The sequence below is a fragment of the Nonomuraea sp. B19D2 genome (genome assembly GCF_040137845.1).
Lineage (GTDB): Bacteria > Actinomycetota > Actinomycetes > Streptosporangiales > Streptosporangiaceae > Nonomuraea.
The window spans coordinates 1-17,446 of record NZ_JBEFAK010000081.1 but is presented as its reverse complement, the minus strand read 5'-3'; the positions used below and the strand labels follow the sequence as shown (position 1 = coordinate 17,446).

Below are 17,446 nucleotides of genomic sequence, written 5' to 3'. Positions count from 1 at the left end.
GCCGCCGACTTCGATGGCGGGAAACCGCTATGCCGGCCGGACGGCTCGCATCGCGGCGTCGCGGGTGAGCGCGGCGCCGCTCGCGTACGCCGAGGCGAACGCCTCGTCGCCCAGCGCCGCCCGCGCCCGCTCCGCGGGCCGCAGCAGGTTGCCGAACCCGCTGCGGTCCTCGGCCCCGAGCAGCGCGGTGGCGGCCCCCAGCACGTACGCCGCCCGCGCCGGCTCGTCGTCGACCAGTGCGGCGGCCCGCACGTGCGCGGCGGCGGCCATGATCGGCAGGTCGGCCAGTTCCATCGCCGCGTCGAGCAGCGGCCCGGCACTCGACGGGTCGCCGTCGAGCAGCGCGGCCATCGCCCGGTAGCAGGCGGCCCAGGCGCGTACGTCGGACGGACACGAGGGATCCTCGATCGCCCGCAGCTCGCGCCGCGCCTCCTCCAGGGCACCGCTCCTGAGCAGCACCTCGGCGTGCGACAACCGGACGTACTCGACGCCCTCCCGCCGCCGCATCCGCTCCACGCAGTCCCAGGACGCGTCCATGTACGACCGGGCCCGGTCGTGTTCACCCGACCGCGCGTACGAGATCGCGATCTTCGCCAGGATGGCGGCCTGGTCCTCCACGACGCCCAGCTCACCGGCCAGGCGCAGGGCCCGCGACCGAGCCTCGATCGAGCCGCTCAGGTCGCCCCTGCGGTCGTGGTGCTCGGCCAGCACGCGCAGCGCCGAGGAGAGCGCCCACCGGTCGCCGAGGTACTCCAGCTCCTGCCGCGACTCGTCGATGAGGGTGAACGCCCTGGTGACGTCCCCCTCGCTCTCGGCCGCCATGGACTGCGTCATCAGCGTCAGCGCCCGTTCCCACCCGGTGAGGCCCGGCAGCAGGCGTTCGGCGGACCGGGCGGCCGCCACCTGGTCGCCCAGCAGCACCGGCGCGAGGAGCAGCAGCACGTGGGCGGGGTGGCCGAGCCGGTGGCGCAGCTCCAGCCCGGCGCGGACCGCCTCCCGGGCCGCCTCCATGGCGCCGAGCTGCTGGTGGACGAGCCCTTGGAGGGCGAGCCGGACGGGCCGCAGCGCGTCCGGCACCTCAGCCGGCAGGCCGAGCACGGCGTGCGTCCAGTGGACGCTCTCGATCCGCATGCCCTGCATGAGCCAGGACCACCAGACGGCCACCGCCACCCGCACGCCCAGCTCCGCGTCCCCCGTCTCGGCCGCGAACCGCAGCGCCGCCACGATGTTGTCGTGCTCGGCCCGCAGCCTGGCCATCCAGCGGAGCTGGTCGGGGCCGCGCAGCTCCGGGTCGGCCGTCTCGGCGAGCCGCAGGAAGCACCGAGCGTGGCCGTCCCGCACGGCCCGGTCCCGGCCGGACTCCGCCAGCCGGGCCATCCCGTACGACCTGACTGTCTCCTGCATGCGGTAACGCTCGCCGGACAGCTCGACCAGGGACTTGTCCACCAGCCCCGTGAGGGCGTCGAGCGGGTCGCGCCCGCTGACCGCCTCCAGCGCGTCGAGCGTGGCCCCGCCCGCGAACGCCGCGAGCACCATGGCCAGCTCCCGCTCCTCGCCGGACAGCAGGCCCCAGCTCCAGTCGACGACCGCCTGCAGGGTGCGGTGCCGGGGCAGAGCCGTACGGCTGCCGCTGCTGAGCAGTCGGAAGCGGTCGTCGAGCTTGGCCGCGATCTGCTCGACGCTCAGGGCGCGCATCCTGGCGGCCGCCAGCTCGATGGCCAGCGGCATGCCGTCGAGGCGCCGGCAGATCTCGACGACCGCGCCGGCGGTGGTGTCGTTCACGATGAAGTCGGGGCGTACCGACGCGGCTCGTTCGGCGAAGAGCCGTACCGCCGAGTACTCGCGGACGTCGCGGGCCGCGCCGGCGGGCCACTCCAGGGGCGGTACGGGGTGGAGGCTCTCGCCGCCGATGGCCAGGGACTCCCGGCTGGTGGCGAGGATGCGCAGGTCAGGGCAGGCGCCCAGGAGCCGCTCCGCCAGCTCGGCGGCGGCCGACACGACGTGCTCGCAGTTGTCGAGCACGAGCAGCGCGCTCTGCCGGGCGAACACCTCCGCCAGCCGGCCGGCGGCGTCGCCCTCGGACCAGGTGCCGTCCCTGGCTCCGATCGCCGTCAGCACCGCGTTGGCGACGTCGTGGGGGTCGGTGACGGACGCCAGCTCGGCCAGCCAGACGCCGTCGGGCGCCAGCTCGGCGGAGCGCGCGGCGGCCTCGACGGCGAGCCTGGTCTTGCCCGCGCCCCCGGGGCCGACGACGGTGACGAGCCTGCCGGTCTCCAGCGCCTTGGCGAGCTGGGCCAGCTCCTGCTCGCGGCCGACGAAGCTGGTCACCTGGGCGCGCAGGTTCGTCCTGTGGGCGCGGCGGCGGTCCTGGTGCTGCGGGTCGTGCCGGAGTATCGCCATGTGGAGCTCGGCCAGCTCGGCGGACGGGTCGACGCCGAGCTCCTCCGACAGCGTGTGCCGGGTGCGTTCGTAGGCGTCGAGGGCGTCCGCCTGCCTGCCCGCCGCGTACAGGGCGCGCATGAGCAGCCCCTGCAGGCGTTCGCGCAGCGGGTGCGCGGCGGCCAGCGGCCCCAGCTCCGCCAGCACGTCGTTGCCCGCCCCCAGCTCGAGTTCGAGCCGGTCTTCCGCGGCCGACAACCGCAGCTCGGTCAGCCGGACGGCGGCGTTGTCGGCGAACGACAGCCCGGCCAGGTCGGTCAGCGCGGGCCCCCGCCACAGGGCCTCCGCCTGGCGGAGCGCGGCGAGCCCGCCCGCGCTCACGAGCCGCTCGAACCGGCTGACGTCCACGTCGTCGGGGCCGATCACGAGCCGGTAGCCGGCCGGATGCGACTCGATCGCGGCGTGCCCGATCACCCGCCGGGTCCTGGAGACGAGCGACTGCAGGGCGTTGGCGGCGCCCGCCGGCGGGTGCTCGCCCCAGATCGCGTCGGTGAGCGCGTCGAGCGGCACGACCCGGCCCGGCTCCAGCGCCAGCCTGGCCACCAGCGCGCACAACCTGGCGCCGGAGATCTCGATCGGGCGGCCCTCGCCGTCACGGGCCTCGAACGGGCCCAGCAACATCACACGCACGGCTCCAAGCTTCCCATTCACCGCATCCCGCTCCAACCGGGCGCAGACGGGCTGGTGGTCAGGTGCCGAAGACGGTCCTGGCCAGGTCGTAGGACTGCCCGGCCATGTCCTCCTCCGCCAGCCGGAACGCCTCGAGGATGGCGTCGGCCAGCGCCTGCGAGCCCAGCCGCATCGCGCGTGGGTCGATGTGCAGCCCGGCCAGCGAGCCGGTGTGCCTGAGCTCGACGGCGACCTGCCCGCCGGCGCTCTCGCCGCGCCCCCTCGTCTCCTCCAGCAGGCGGCTCACCTCCTCGAAGCGAGCCGTCTGCGCCGCCATCTCGGCCAGAGCACGATCGATCTCGGGGTCACCGGTATGTGGTGACGTCATGGTCGGTCCTCGCTGACACAGCGCTTGAAGATGAAGGCTCTGGGCGCGTGCGCCAGCGCCGAGCGGAGTGCGCCCTGTGTCGTCAGCGAGCCACTGGCGACGAGGGGGTAGACGGTCGCGGCCGACAGGGTGCGGCGGAAGAACTTGCCCGCCGGGCCCGAGCCCAGCAGCGTCTCGGTGACCTTCGTGGCGGGGAAGAACCGGCGCACGTCGCTCAGGGCCTTGATGCCGCCGTTGTAGGCCATCTCGGCGGCGAAGTGCTTGCCCGCGTACTCCCAGAGGTTGCCCATCGGCTGTCCGGTGGCCGCGGAGCTGCCGGCGTGCACGCCGGTCTTGAGCACGGTCCACAGGACGGAGTCCGCCAGCGCGTCGAGCCCCTCCCTGACGAAGTAGTTGCCGGCGTGGCGCTTGCCCATCCGCATCTCCAGCATCACCCTGGTGATCTTCTGGAAGAGCGTGCGCTCCAGCCTGGCCCTGGCCACCAGCCAATCGAACGCCTTCTCGGCCGCGATCCTGGCCGCCGGATAGACGAAGCCGAACATCATCGTGAAAGCCATGGCGGCGAGCAGGGTGCCGATTCTCCAGAGCTGTTCGCGGTGCTCGTCCACGGCGTCGGCGTACTCCTCGCAGCCCGCCGCCAGGTCCAGCAGCTCCTCCTGGAGCGCGGCGTAGCGGGGGGCGAGCTCCTTGGGCCACACGTCCGCGAACCGGTCCACGGAGCGGCTGTCGTTCGCCTTGCGGACCTCGGCGACGCCGATGTCGGTGTGGTGGGCGACCTTCCCGATGGAGGTGGCCAACGCGCGCAGCGCCTTGGCACGGTCCCGGAGGTTGCTGGTGTCCGCCGCCGGCACATACACCTGCGCGAACCAGGCCAGCGCCTGGAAGGGGTCGAGCATCAGGCACCTTCCGTGAGCGGCGGGACCTGCGGGATCGGGGGTGCGGGCAGGTCGGGGAGCTCGGGCAGCGTGTCGATGATCTCCTGCTCCAGGAAGTCCCAGAGCTTCTCCAGGTCGCGGAAGCTCCCCGCCGAGCTGAAGTTCCTGTCGGCGATGCGCTTCATGGCGTCGGTGAGCGAGTGGTAGCCGTCGCTGTACCACTCGGCGAACGCGCGCCCGTCGTCGTCCCCGCCGACCAGGTCGGAGGTGGTGGCGAGCGAGGTGGACGCGCGGTGGAGCGCTGCAACGTCGTCGCCGGTCCGGTCGAAGAGCCTGGCCAGGCCGCGGATCGAGGTCCAGTCGATCTGGACCCGGTCGCCGGGGTTGCCTGGGGCGGGCGTGGGTTGCGGGTCTGGGGACGGGCGGGGGTACTGGTATGGCGCAGAAGGCGCCGACCAGGTCGGCGAAGGAATGCCCGACCAGGTCGGCGAAGGAGTGCCCGGCCAGGTCGGCGTAGGGGTGCCCGGCCACGTTGGGGTCGGGCTCGGGGGCTCCGTCGGGGTGGGGCTGGGAGGCTCCGTAGGCGTGGGGGTCGGGGGCTCCGTCGGAGTCGGACTTGGCGGATCCGTCGGGGTCGGGCTCGGAGGCTCCGTAGGCGTGGGGCTCGGAGTCGGAGAGTCCGTCGGGCTTGGGGTGGTTGTTGGGCTGGGCTCACCAGATGAATCAGCCATAAACCCTCCAATCACAACAAACGTGCATGATCAGCAACATTGCGACAGTAACGCGGACAAATTTCTCGGGTGTTAATTCGTTGCTACGGGAGGTTCATCCACGAGGGCGTGGCCTTGAGAAGCTCGCCAAGTTCGTCGAGCGGCTCCCGCTCGACGGCCCCCGTACGCGCCAGGTCCTCGACGCGCTCGCACAGCTCGGCCTCCCGTACGGCCCCGACGGTCGCGCAACTGCCCTTGAGCCGGTGCGCGAGCGAGGCCACCAGCGGCGCGTCACCGGCCTGGGCCGCCTGCCGCAGTTCCTCGAACGTCCGCCTGGCGGTGGCCAGGTACGCCTCCGCCACGTCCGCGAGCGCCTCCGGCGACAGGCCCGCCAGCTCGGGCGGGAGGCCCGCGTACGATGCCCACTCCGGGATCCTGGCCAGCACGCGCCCCCAGTCCACCGGCTTGGCCAGGTGGTCGTCCATCCCGGCCTCCAGGCAGCGGATCCGGTCGTCCGGCATCGCCGCCGCGGTCATCGCGATGATCGGGGTGCGCGTGTCCTCGCGCCGCCTGATCTCCTCGGTCGCGGCCAGACCGTCGAGCACGGGCAGCTGGCAGTCCATGAAGACCAGGTCGTAGCCGCCGCCCAGCACGGCGCGCACGGCCTGCTCGCCGTCGTCCACCACCTCGACCTCGTGGCCGGCCTGCCGCAGCACGAGCATCGCCACCTGGCGGCTGACCTCGTCGTCCTCCGCCACCAGGATCCGGGCGCCCTGCGCCGCGGTCTCCGCTCGTTCGCGCAGCTCCCCTGAGCACTCGGCGGTGCCCAGGGCGTTCTCCACGGCGGCGAGGAGGCGGCGGCGGCTGAGCGGCCGGGTGATCGACTGCACGGCGCGCTCCCCCGCGGCTCCCGGCCAGGCGAAGCCCGCGCGACCCGGCGTGACGACCACGACCACGCTGGTGGCCTGGAAGAGCGGGTCGGTGAGGATCACGTGCGCGATCGACTCGGCGTCGGCGCCGAGATCGAGGGCGACCACCGCCAGCTCGTACGGCCGTCCGCTCTCGGCCGCGGCCCACAGCAGCTCGAGGGCGGAGTCCGTGGTCTCCTCCACGTCCAGCCCCGCGCCCGCCAGCGCCCGCACGGCCAGCGCGCGGTCCTCGGGGCGCGGGTCGGCGACGAGCGCGCGCCGCCCCTGCAAGGCCTCGACCGACGGCTCCGACCAGGTCAGGACGTCCATCGGCAGCCGCACCCAGAACCGGCTGCCGACGCCCTCCACGCTGTCCAGCCCGATCTCCCCGCCCATGAGCTCGGTGAGCTGCCGGCCGATGGCCAGCCCCAGGCCGCTGCCGCCGGTCCTGCGCGTGATCGGCGAGTCGACCTGGCGGAAGACGCCGAACACCTTCTCCCTGTCGTCGGGACCGACCCCGATGCCGGTGTCGGCCACCGCGAACCTGAGCACCGCCCGCGACTCGCCCGGCGCGCCCTCTTCGAGGGTGACGTGCAGGTCGACGCCGCCCTGGACGGTGAACTTCAGCGCGTTGCCCACCAGGTTGGTGAGGATCTGGCGCAGCCGCGCCGGATCCCCCGACACCTGCCGCGGCACGTCCTCGTCGAGCCGCAGCGTGAGCCAGAGCCCCTGCTCGTACGCGTGCGGCGCGAACGGCGCGACCACCTCGTCGCAGAGCCTGGGCAGGTCGAACGGCACCTCGTCCACCTGGAGATGGCCCGCCTCGATCCTGGACAGATCGAGGAAGTCGTCGAGCAGGCGCAGCACGTTCTGGGCCGACCCCTGGGCGGTGGTGGCGTAGTGGCGCTGCTCGTCGTCCAGCCGGGTGCCCATGAGCAGGGAGTTCATGCCGAGGACGCCGTTGATCGGGGTGCGGATCTCGTGGCTGATCTTGGCCAGGAACTCGGACTTCGCGCTGGAGGCGCTGACCGCCTCGTCCCTGGCGGCGGCCAGCTCGGACGCGTACCTGGCCAGCGTGGCCTGCGCCCGGCGGCGGCCGCGCGTCGTGTGGATCTGCAGGCCCAGGCCGATGAGGATGAGCAGCGCCAGCAGCGCCGCGACCGTCAGCACGTTCGCGCTGAGCTGCTCGGCGGAGGCCAGCGCCTCCGCGGCGGACACCTCGGCGGTGACGGTCCAGCCGATGCCGGGTATCGGCTCCGAGGCCGACAGCACGGTGCCGTCGATGCCGCGGAACTCGCCGCTCCAGGAGCGGCCGGCGAGCGCGGCGTCCACGCGCGGGTCCTCGCGCAGGGAGGTGAGCGCGAGCAGCTTCCTGTCGGGGTCGGCGACGAGCACGCCGGCCCGGTCGGTGATCAGCAGCCGGATCTCCTGCGCCTCGGCGGCCTCCTTGGCGAACTCCTGGATGGCGTCCAGGCTGTAGACGACGGCGAGGATGCCGAGCATGCGCTTGCCGTCGGCGCTGGGGATCGGCGCGGCCACCGCGACGGCCCTGGACACGCCGACCATCGTGGGCGTGTAGGCCTGCGAGACGTGAGCCGCCCGCCGGTCGCGCACCGCGCCGAACCAGTCGGTGGCGCTGATGTCCTGAGGCAGCACGGTCTTGGGCTCCGCGCCGAGCATGCGTCCTTCGGACGAGACCAGGATCAGCCCGCTGACGCCGTCACGCAGCTGCTTGAGCTCGCCGAGATGGTCGCTCATGGCGCCGGCGGTGGCGTGCGCCACCGTGTCGCGCATGCTCGGCCGCTGCGCGAACGCGGTGACGAGCTTCTCCAGCGAGCCCATCTGCTGCTCCACCACGACCCGGCTCACCGAGGCGGTCGTCTTGACCCGGTCGGTGACCTCGTCGCTGACGGCATCCTCCGACAGTGAGATGCTGGAGGAGGTCAGCAGCGCCAGGGGCAGCAGGCCGAGCACCACCCACAGGGCTGTCACCGCGACCAGCCATCTCACCGGCGTCCGTCCTTCCCCTGTCCGCTCGGGTACAGGGTAGGAGGGAACGGGCACAGGCGGCGGATCTCGGTGAGCAGAACGCACAAAACTTGACCTTTTGTAACAAAACCCGCTTAAGCTCACCCTGATTCGTCATAACTGGACCTGGACGAGGAGCTGGCGATGCCTGAGACCCGGGACATCACCGTTCTCATCGTGGACGACGATCCGGTCGTCACGGCGGCACTGCACGCGCAGGTGAACAGGGTACTCGGGTTCAGGGTCGTGGGGATCGCGCACACCGGTCAGGCCGCGCTCGCCGCCGCCGGCCGCTTCGCGCCCCGGCTGGTCCTGCTCGACCTGCACCTGCCGGACATGCCGGGGCTCGAGGTGGCGCACCGGCTACGCCGCCCCGAACAGCCGCCCGCCGACGTCATCGTGATCTCAGGACGCAAGGAGTCGGCCACGGTACGCGCGGCCATGCAGCGCGGCGCCCTGTACTACCTGGTCAAGCCGACCAGGGCGGGCACGCTGGAGCAGACGCTGCTGCGCTACGCGGCCACCGCCGAGCAGCTCGAGGCGGGCGGGCGGCTGGTCGAGCAGCAGGAGATCGACCGCATCTTCCGCTCGCTCCACCTCGACCAGGGCTCCCGGCCCAAGAGCATCTCGGCGGCCACCGAGCAGCTGGTGCTCGACGCGCTGTCCGCCGTCGAGGAGGACGCCTCGGCGCACGAGCTGGCCGGGATGATCGGCGTCAGCCGCGCCACCGCCCGCCGATACCTGGAGCATCTCGCCGAGCGCGGCCTGCTCGAGGCGCGGCCCAAGTACGGGCCGACCGGACGCCCGCAGCATCGGTACCGCGTCCGGTGAGCACGCTCAGGGTGCTGCTCGCGGTGCTGCTCTGCCTCCTGCCGGCGGGCTGCGGCGACGGCAATCCCTTCCCCGAGGGCTCCACGATGTGGCGGATCAGAGAACGCGGCATCCTCACGGTGGGCATCAAGTTCGACCAGCCGATGTTCGGCTTCAAGGACCCGGGCAGCGGGCGGATCACCGGGTTCGACGCGGAGATGGCCAGACTCATCGCGAAGGACCTCACCGGCAGCGAGCGCAACATCCGGTTCGTGGAGACGGTCTCGCGCGAGCGCGAGAACTTCATCAGCCAGGGCGTGGTGGACGTCGTCATCGCCACGTACTCGATCACGCCGGCCCGGGCCCAGCTGGTCAGCTTCACCGACCCGTACTACTACGCCGGGCAGGACCTGCTGGTCAGGGCCGCCGACACCACCATCGACGACGTGTCGGACCTGGACGGCAAGAGCGTGTGCACGGCGAAGGGCTCCACCTCGAGCGAGCGGCTGAGCTCCCAGGCGCCCGGCGCCACCCTGGAGATCGTCGACGGCTACAGCGTGTGCGTGCCCGCGCTCATGGCCGGCCGGGTCGACGCGATCAGCACCGACGACACCATCCTGCTCGGCCTGCTGGACCAGCATCCGGACCTGTTCCGGCTGGTGCGCAAGCCGTTCGGGCGCGAGCCGTACGGGATGGGCGTGCGCAGGCAGGACACCGGCTTCCGCGACTACCTCAACGGGCTGATCAGCGGCTGGCTGCGCGACGGGCAGTGGGACCGCGCCTTCAAGGACACCATCGGCGTCTCCGGCACGGCGCCCGATCAATCTCGCCCCGCCAATCGCTGAGCAGAAAGCGCACAAGCCTTTCGGTGACACATGCGGCTCCTACGGTTACGCCAACGCTGACCGAGACAAGGAGCGTGACGCATGACTCACGCGGACCTGATCGTGCTGGACCAGGTCAACAAGCGCTTCGGCGACCACCACGTGCTCAGGGACGTCAACCTGACCGTCAAGCAGGGCGAGGTCGTGGTGGTCATCGGCCCGTCCGGAGCCGGCAAGTCCACCCTGTGCCGGGCGATCAACCGGCTGGAGACCATCGACTCCGGCACGATCAGCCTGGACGGGACTCCGCTGCCCGCTGAGGGCCGGGCGCTCGCCAAGCTCCGCGCCGAGGTGGGCATGGTCTTCCAGTCCTTCAACCTCTTCGCGCACAAGACCGTCCTGGACAACGTCGTCCTCGGGCAGGTCCACGTGCTGAAGCGGCCGAAGGCGGAGGCCGAGCGCAAGGCCCAGGAGCTGCTCGACCGGGTCGGCATCGGCGGCCAGGCGGCCAAGTTCCCCGCCCAGCTCTCCGGCGGGCAGCAGCAGCGGGTGGCCATCGCCCGCGCGCTGGCCATGGACCCGAAGGCCATCCTCTTCGACGAGCCCACCTCGGCACTCGACCCGGAGATGGTCAACGAGGTGCTCGACGTCATGACCTCGCTCGCCCGCGATGGCATGACCATGGTGGTCGTCACGCACGAGATGGGCTTCGCCCGGCGCGCGGCCGACCGGGTCGTCTTCATGGCCGAAGGCGAGATCGTCGAGCAGAACACCCCCGACGCGTTCTTCGGCTCCCCGAGCAGCGAGCGCGCCCAGTCCTTCCTCGCCAAGATCCTCACCCACTAAGGAGCTTTCAATGTTCGGCCGATCCCTCTACGCGACCTTCACGGTGATCGCGCTCGCCACCGCCGCCACGGCCTGCGGCGGCGGTCAGGACAGCTACGCCTCCGTCGTGGACAAGGCCAAGAACGACAAGAAACTGGTGATCGGCGTGAAGGCCGACCAGCCGGGGCTGGGGCTGCGCACGCCCGACGGCACTTTCGCCGGGTTCGACGTCGAAGTCGCCAAGTACGTGGCCAAGCAGCTCGGCGTCGAGGCCAAGGACATCACGTTCAAGGAGACCGTGTCGGCCAACCGGGAGGCCTTCATCGAGCAGGGCCAGGTGGACATGGTGGTGGCGACGTACTCGATCACCGACGCCAGGAAGCAGAAGGTCTCCTTCGCCGGGCCGTACTTCGTGGCCGGGCAGGACCTGCTGGTCAGGTCCGCAGACGCCGCGCTGACCGGGCCGGAGGCGCTGAACGGCAAGAAGCTCTGCTCGGTCGCCGGCTCCACCCCGGCGCAGAAGGTCAAGTCGGAGTACGCCAAGCAGGTGCAGCTCCAGGAGGAGCGCACGTACTCGGCCTGCGTCGACCGCGTGCTCGGCGGCCAGCTCGACGCCATCACGACCGACAACGTCATCCTCGCCGGCTACGCCGCGCAGCACGGGGGCAAGCTCAAGGTGGTCGGCAAGCCGTTCAGCACCGAGAAGTACGGCATCGGGCTGAAGAAGGACGACACCGCCGGGCGCAAAGCGGTCAACGACGCGCTGGAGAAGATGTTCTCCGACGGCAGCTGGACGAAGGCGCTGCAGGCCAGCGTCGGCGCCTCCGGCTTCGCCCTCCCGCAGGCCCCGCAGCTGGAGCGGTACTGATCATATGGAAGCACTGCTGATCGAACGCGAGACGATCCTCGCCGCGTTCTGGATGACGATACGGCTGACGGCGGTCAGCGCGCTCGGCTCCCTGGTGCTGGGGACGCTGCTGACCGCCATGCGGGTGGCCCCGCTGGCCTCCCTGCGCGGCGCCGCGAACTGCTACGTGACCGTGGCCCGCAACACCCCGCTCACCCTGGTGCTGCTGTTCACCGGCCTCGGCGTCGGGGCGAACCTCGGGGTCGAGCTGTCGGACGACATCGCGACCAACAACTTCTGGCTCGCCGTCATCGGCCTGACCGCCTACACCTCGGCGTTCGTCTGCGAGGCCCTGCGGTCCGGGCTCAACACGGTGCCGGTCGGGCAGGCGGAGGCGGCCCGGTCGCTGGGGCTTGGCTTCGTCCAGACCCTGCGGCTGATCACGCTGCCGCAGGCGTTCCGCGCCGTGGTGGCGCCGCTGGGCAGCATCCTGATCGCGCTGACCAAGAACACCACGATCGCGCTCGTGGTCGGCGTGGGCGAGGCGTCCGTGCGGATGCGGGAGATGATCGAGACGTACGGGGACCAGGTCATCGAGATCTTCCTCGGCTTCGCGGCCGGCTTCGTGCTGCTGTGCCTGCCGATGGGGCTGCTGTTCGGTTGGTTGTCACGGCGGATGGCGGTGGCCAGATGAGCTTCTTGGCGGTGATGTGGTGAGCTACGCGAACCTTTACGAAACGCCCGGGCCGCGCGGCATCCGGCGCAACCGGGCGCTGGCGGCGGGCGTCGCGCTCGTGCTGCTGCTGGTGGCGTACGTGGTCTATGTGCGGTTCGACGCGAAGGAGCAGTGGGCGGCCGAGAAGTGGACGCCGCTGCTGCGCGGCGACGTCTGGGCCACGTTCATCCTGCCGGGACTGGCCGGGACGCTGGGTGCGGCCGTGGCGGGGGTGGTGCTCGCGGGGCTGTTCGGGCTCGTGTTCGCCACGGCCCGGCTGTCCGACCACCGGTGGATCCGGGTGCCCGCGGCCGCGGTGGTGGAGTTCTTCCGGTCCGTCCCCTTGCTGCTGCTGATCTTCTTCGCGTTCTTCGGGTCGTACGTGCTCATCGGCGCGAACATCTCGGCCTTCGCCGCCGTCGTCTTCGGGCTGACCCTCTACAACGGCTCGGTGATCGCGGAGATCATCCGCGCCGGCGTGCAGAGCCTGCCCCGCGGGCAGGCGGAGGCGGCCCACGCGATCGGCATGCGCAAGGGGCAGGTGATGCGGCTCGTGCTGCTGCCCCAGGCGTTCCGCGCCATGATGCCCGCCATCGTCAGCCAGTTCGTGGTGCTGCTGAAGGACTCGGCACTGGGGCTCATCGTGGGCTACGACGAGCTGGTCGATCGGGGGTTGAACGGGATCGCGGCCAACTTCTCCAACGTCATTCCGGCGGCGATCCTGATCGCGGCCATCTTCATCCTGATCAACCTCTCCCTCGACCGCCTGGCCCACCGCCTCGGCGCCCACCGCCCCCGCGCCACCCGCCTCGGCGCCAACCGCTGACCGCGTCCCCCGCGAGCAGCGCCGGTCAGCCGGCGGTCGCGACACCCCAGGGCCGGGCGGTCTTCGACCAGGCCGGGAACGCGTCCCCGATGGGCAGCAGTTCGAAGGTGTACCGCTTGCTCCACGGGGTGTCGATCGACAGCCCGGCCAGCTCACGCCGACCATGCCGGCCTGGCCCGATGGCCCGAGCTGCAGGCGATGGCAGACTTCTTCGCCAAGTTCACGCCCGAAGACCTCGGCGAGGATGAGGATGACCTCGATGACCGCACCGACTACGACTGGAGGGCCGCCTGCGCTGTTTCATTCCTCGGGAGGTCGATGCCCGGGAGTGGCCGGCTTCGGCGTCGCACGCCTGCTGAACACCTTCTTATGAACGCATATCAAGCTTTGTGGAGATACAGGGGTGTGCGTACATAGATGAGCTGGATCGCCGTCGTACCGTTCGCCGGGTGGGCGCTGTTGCGGCTGAGCGGGTTCGAGCCGGACTGGCCGTGGGTGCCGGTGGTGGCGTACACGCCCTACGCGACAGCCGGGGCGGTTGCCGGCGGGGCGCTGGCCTGGGTGCTGAGACGGCGGGCGGCGGGAGTGGTGGGGGTCGCGGCCGTGCTGGCGTTGGGCTTCGCCGTCGGGCCCGGGCCTTTGCCGACGGCAATCCGGCTGCGGGCGGGCCGGTGTTGCGGGTGCTGGCGGGGGACTTCAACGCCACGCTCGACCACCTGCCGATGCGTGAGCTGCTGGCATCCGGCTATCGGGACGCGGCTGACGTCATGGGACGCGGATTTACGGCGACCTGGCCACAGGCGCTGGGCCGCACGTTGCGGCCGCCCGGCGTGACGATCGACCATGTGCTGGCGGATTCGCGGATGGCGGTGCGGGACTTCCGCGTGCTGGAGTTGCGGCACACCGATCACCGGCCGGTGTTCGCCGATGTCAGGCTCCCGTGATGGGGGGACACCGCGCACCGGCGAGGGTTCGCCCGGGTCAGGCTCTCGGGACGCGAGCCCTTCCTGGGGGCCGAGGACCTGCACGAAGGTGAAGCAGAAGCCGGCGTCTAAGTGGTAACCGAACTCCTCCAGCCAGCGATGATCATCCGCCGTCACACCACGCAAAGCCATCTCCTTCGCTCGCCAGTTCTCCTGAACGCAACCGACGGCCGGGACGAGGCATTTGCGACGTTCTCAGCGTCGATCCCCGGCGTGACCCAAGGCTGTGGCCTCTTCTCGCAGGTCAGAGCGGCATGATCTCTTCTGGCACCTGAGGCACGTTGCGTCGGACGCGCTCCGGCCCGTCCTCGGTGAGGTAGACCAGCCGGGACAGCACTGGCGACAGCCGTACCGAACTCGAGAGAAGGCCCGCCGGCTCGGTCACGTTCATCAGGCCGAGCCGCTCCAGCACCTGCTCGATCTCACCCGCTTCGCGCGAGCGCTCCAGATGGACGATCACGCCGGGGTCGGCGACGAGGATCTCGGCCAGTGGCGGCCAGCGCTCCTGGATCAGCGCCCACTTGCCCAGCTGGCGAGGTTCGATGCGATCGGGGCCGTCCAGGAAGCGCCTGCGGCGGGCGATGAGGCTCAGCAGCCGCAACCGGTTGGCGAAGCGTTTGGCAGCGCGAGGCGTCGCAGGTAGGTATCCGCCGAGTTCGCCGATGGAGTCCCGGCGGAATTCAGCGTCGTCGACGACGCGGCGGTCGAGATGCCGCCGGATCTCCTGTTCCAGATCTTCGGCGGCGGCGAGGGCGTTCTCCTCGAGTTCGACGTGGTCCTGGGAGCCGGCCTCGGCACGCTCGAGCACCTGCCGGAGCCGCAGGTGCGATCTCAGGGCGAGAGACCTCCGAAGCAGATCTACGATGACATCCCCCAGCCTGAGTGCCACAAGGATCAGTGCCACCACGCCGGTGCCCGGGAGTAGCCACAGCGGCACGCCATCGCTCCGGATCGCGTTTCCCAGCAGGTCGAGGAGTACATCTCCCCATTTGATCAGCGCGAAGACGGTGACGCCCAGGACGAGGAAGCCGAGGAACCCTGCCAGGGACCTTTGCTCGCCGAACAGGAACTTCAGCCCGATGACGCCGATGAGAACGGTCACGAGGGACGCGACGAAGTCTCTGAGCCCAGGTGCGAGGTCGGACCCCTGCGGCGCCGTCGCGCCCTCCGCCCACCCGGGCGCGGCGAGCGCCACGATCACGGCCACGATGAGCGCCAGGAATCCGATCGCGAAGGCCACCGGATGACGCCGCACGCCGGAGACGATCCGCTGCCAACCCCCCGATGGAGGTGGCGTACGCGTGGGGCGCGGGTCGTCGGCGATGATCGCGGCGATGGCGTCCGGCCGTGCCGGTGGCAGGTCGAACCGGTCCTGGATGAGCTTTTCGAGGTATGCACGGCCCAAGGCAAGCGTGCCCGGACCGTCGAGGGCCACTCCGGGGGCCTCGGCCTGCTGCTTGCCCGCGGCCCTGGCGATGATGTTCATGTCGGCGAGCAGGATCGTCACCACGCCCTTGTGATCCAGCAGCGTGCTGGTGGTCTCGCACACCTCCAGCGCTCGCGCGGGAGCGCAACGCTCGAGGTCGTCGACGACGATGACCAGCCGTTCGTCACGCCTGAGCGCCTGGCCGATCAAGGCCCCGAGTTGACGGTGCACATCGGTCATGCGCCCGCGGGCGGCCTCCGAGCGCGGGCTGTCAATGAACCTGCCGACCGCCTTGGCCATCGTGAACAGCCATCGGGTGACCAGGCCCACCAGGACCGTGCTGCCGAGCAGCGCGACCGGCGTCAGGGCGAACTCGGTGGGCAGTTCGCCGCCCTTGGCTTTACCCGGCGTGATGACGTCGCGCAGTTCCGGGCCGATGACGTCGCCGGCCACCAGCGCCACGGCCGCCATCGCGAGGAGCAGGATGGCGATCACGGCGCGCCGCCAGCGCTCCTCCGGCGTCAGCATGGAGCCGGGCAGGGGGTTGATGAAGCGGCGCCATAGCGCGCGCCGCCTGTTGACGGTCCTGGCGATGTGTGCGGCCAGCGCGGCACCGAGGTGAGGGGCGTCCGCGTGCATCCGGGCGTTGAAGCGGCAGACGATGTTGGAGTCCTGTGCGCCGAAGCGCTTGGCCGCCGATTCCCTGCCGCTCAGCCGCTCCGCCACGAGATTGGCGAGCGAGGACTTACCCGATCCCCAGGCGCCGTGGATCGCGATGACGTGCGGGAGCTCGGTCCGCGGGTTTTCGATCGTCTCCGCGATGGTGTCGGCATACACCGTGAAGCCCAGTGCGTCGTCAGCTCGGCTGCTGATCGGCCGATCGTGATGGACGTTCAGGTCGATGCCGCGCTGGCTCATGTCCTCATGGTCGATTACCCACCGGCCTCTCGTACGCCGTACTACGCAATCGTGATGTCCGCTACCGCCGGCATGCGGTGGGTGGGTGTCGCCCGTGGAATGGGTGCCGACGGCGGCCCCGGGCAGGCGCTGGCAGCGCTGCTGTGGCTCTTGTGACTGCGGCGGCGGGCAAGTCAGGGCGTTGTGCTTCAAGCGGGATCGGTCCCGGTTGTGTCACAGGCGCTCGCGCGCATCGGATTCGAGGATCCCGCAGCTGATGTGGACCCAAGGGTCGCCGGTCTGAAGGTTCTTCGGGAAGTGCCCGCCGGCGACGCCCCTCGATCGCGCGCTTGTATTCGCTACGGTCAGCCGCTCAGCCCGGTGCGGTGGGAGCGGGTCAGAGCCAGCCCGCCGAATACCGCACCGACCAGCCCAAGCACCAGCGCCAAGGCTCCCCCGAATACTCCATTGCCGGTGCCGAGACCACCGTCGGCGACAGCCAGATTCACTGCGCCGTTGAGCCCGCCGGTCAGCCCCACCACCAGGGCCACGATGGCTCCCCTCCGCCCGCCGTTGCCGATACGACGGACGGAGCGCAGCGCCAGCCAGCCGATGACCACGCCGCCCAGCGCCACCAGTGCGGCCACACTGGCCCAGATTCGCTGCGGGGTCCCGAGGAAAGTATCGACACCCTGGCCGGCGCATTCTGCCGGCGTCGTACAGACTGGCGAGGCCGCCTGTGCGGCAAGCACAGATAGGACGGACATGAGGTTCTCCTCCGCTTCCTGCGACTGGACGCCAGAACTATGTCCGCTGAACCCGCCGCCGGTCATCCTGCTGATGGAGACACCTCTCAATGCCGCAGACGCCGCAGGGAGCCGCGAATCTACTGCGTCCGCGGTAGGCGCGGGGCCCGTGCCGGCAGCAGCCGCGTACCGGCTGCCAGACCCGCTCCAGGTGGAGCCCACTGATCGAGCCGGTGATGCGCACGAGCGCGATGAGTCCTGTCGGCCAGGCCATCCGGCGAACTTGACCAGGTAGGCACGGGACACCGCTGTCACTGTGGACACGGAGGTGGCGGCGCAGGTCCAGCGTGGTGTTGAGGGACTGCCGGGCTGGGCCGCTTGGTGCGGAGCGGCCATGGACTGGTGGCCTCGGTTCAGGTAGTGCCCGATCTGAGAGCGCCGCACGAAGAAAGGTCGATGTAGTTAGCCTCGGCCTTTCACGGTGAATTTCGCGAGGCTTGATCGTTCACATAAGAAAAGTGCCTTTGAGCTGGAAGGATGGGGCTTGTCGAGAGTCCTGTCCACACCAGATCAGAAGGCACTTTCCAAGT

The 17,446-nt window shown here is 70.8% G+C and carries 14 protein-coding genes; 7 read left to right on the top strand and 7 right to left on the bottom strand.

The genetic code is table 11. The annotated features are described in order from the left end of the window. Window positions 1-27: 27 nt before the first annotated feature. The 5 genes from ABN273_RS56460 to ABN273_RS56440 all read right to left on the bottom strand — a co-directional run bounded on the left by ABN273_RS56460 (window position 28) and on the right by ABN273_RS56440 (window position 7,939). Complete coding sequence (locus tag ABN273_RS56460) at window positions 28-3,060, bottom strand: AfsR/SARP family transcriptional regulator (protein WP_349458053.1); 3,033 nt, start codon at window positions 3,058-3,060, stop codon at window positions 28-30. Window positions 3,061-3,127: 67 nt separating this feature from the next. Beyond that, window positions 3,128-3,436: a YbaB/EbfC family nucleoid-associated protein gene (locus ABN273_RS56455; RefSeq protein ID WP_349458039.1), complete on the bottom strand. Its 309-nt coding sequence runs from the start codon at window positions 3,434-3,436 to the stop codon at window positions 3,128-3,130. Continuing rightward, on the bottom strand, window positions 3,433-4,332 hold the full coding sequence (locus tag ABN273_RS56450) for a WXG100-like domain-containing protein (protein WP_349458038.1): 900 nt from the start codon (window positions 4,330-4,332) through the stop codon (window positions 3,433-3,435). Before ABN273_RS56450 ends, ABN273_RS56455 begins: the two co-directional genes overlap by 4 nt. Then, window positions 4,332-5,042, bottom strand: a complete 711-nt coding sequence (locus ABN273_RS56445) for a hypothetical protein (RefSeq protein WP_349458037.1) — start codon at window positions 5,040-5,042, stop codon at window positions 4,332-4,334. Before ABN273_RS56445 ends, ABN273_RS56450 begins: the two co-directional genes overlap by 1 nt. 83 nt (window positions 5,043-5,125) lie before the next feature. Continuing rightward, window positions 5,126-7,939, bottom strand: a complete 2,814-nt coding sequence (locus ABN273_RS56440; protein WP_349458036.1) for a hybrid sensor histidine kinase/response regulator — start codon at window positions 7,937-7,939, stop codon at window positions 5,126-5,128. A gap of 162 nt (window positions 7,940-8,101) precedes the next feature. Between ABN273_RS56440 and ABN273_RS56435 the strand changes: the two genes are divergently transcribed. The 7 genes from ABN273_RS56435 (at window position 8,102) to ABN273_RS56405 (ending at window position 13,748) form a co-directional block, all read left to right on the top strand. Further along, on the top strand, window positions 8,102-8,788 hold the full coding sequence (locus ABN273_RS56435) for a response regulator (protein WP_349458035.1): 687 nt from the start codon (window positions 8,102-8,104) through the stop codon (window positions 8,786-8,788). Continuing rightward, the gene (locus ABN273_RS56430) at window positions 8,785-9,612 is read left to right on the top strand and encodes a glutamate ABC transporter substrate-binding protein (RefSeq protein WP_349458034.1); all 828 of its coding nucleotides are present in this window, start codon (window positions 8,785-8,787) and stop codon (window positions 9,610-9,612) included. Before ABN273_RS56435 ends, ABN273_RS56430 begins: the two co-directional genes overlap by 4 nt. 81 nt (window positions 9,613-9,693) lie before the next feature. Further along, complete coding sequence (locus ABN273_RS56425; RefSeq protein ID WP_349458033.1) at window positions 9,694-10,437, top strand: amino acid ABC transporter ATP-binding protein; 744 nt, start codon at window positions 9,694-9,696, stop codon at window positions 10,435-10,437. Between the two features lie 10 nt (window positions 10,438-10,447). After that, entirely contained in the window at window positions 10,448-11,284 is an 837-nt protein-coding gene (locus ABN273_RS56420) for a glutamate ABC transporter substrate-binding protein (protein ID WP_349458032.1), read from the top strand. 4 nt (window positions 11,285-11,288) lie between these two features. After that, complete coding sequence (locus ABN273_RS56415) at window positions 11,289-11,957, top strand: amino acid ABC transporter permease (protein ID WP_349458031.1); 669 nt, start codon at window positions 11,289-11,291, stop codon at window positions 11,955-11,957. 19 nt (window positions 11,958-11,976) lie between these two features. Then, entirely contained in the window at window positions 11,977-12,804 is an 828-nt protein-coding gene (locus tag ABN273_RS56410; RefSeq protein WP_349458030.1) for an amino acid ABC transporter permease, read from the top strand. A 389-nt stretch (window positions 12,805-13,193) separates the two neighbouring features. Continuing rightward, window positions 13,194-13,748, top strand: a complete 555-nt coding sequence (locus tag ABN273_RS56405; RefSeq protein WP_349458029.1) for an endonuclease/exonuclease/phosphatase family protein — start codon at window positions 13,194-13,196, stop codon at window positions 13,746-13,748. A gap of 283 nt (window positions 13,749-14,031) precedes the next feature. On the opposite strand, the gene ABN273_RS56400 is transcribed toward ABN273_RS56405, so the two are convergent. After that, window positions 14,032-16,131 (bottom strand): P-loop NTPase fold protein, encoded by a 2,100-nt coding sequence (locus ABN273_RS56400; RefSeq protein WP_349458028.1) that lies wholly within the window; start codon window positions 16,129-16,131, stop codon window positions 14,032-14,034. Between the two features lie 344 nt (window positions 16,132-16,475). Continuing rightward, on the bottom strand, window positions 16,476-16,943 hold the full coding sequence (locus tag ABN273_RS56395; RefSeq protein ID WP_349458027.1) for a DUF6223 family protein: 468 nt from the start codon (window positions 16,941-16,943) through the stop codon (window positions 16,476-16,478). Between the last annotated feature and the right edge of the window lie 503 nt (window positions 16,944-17,446).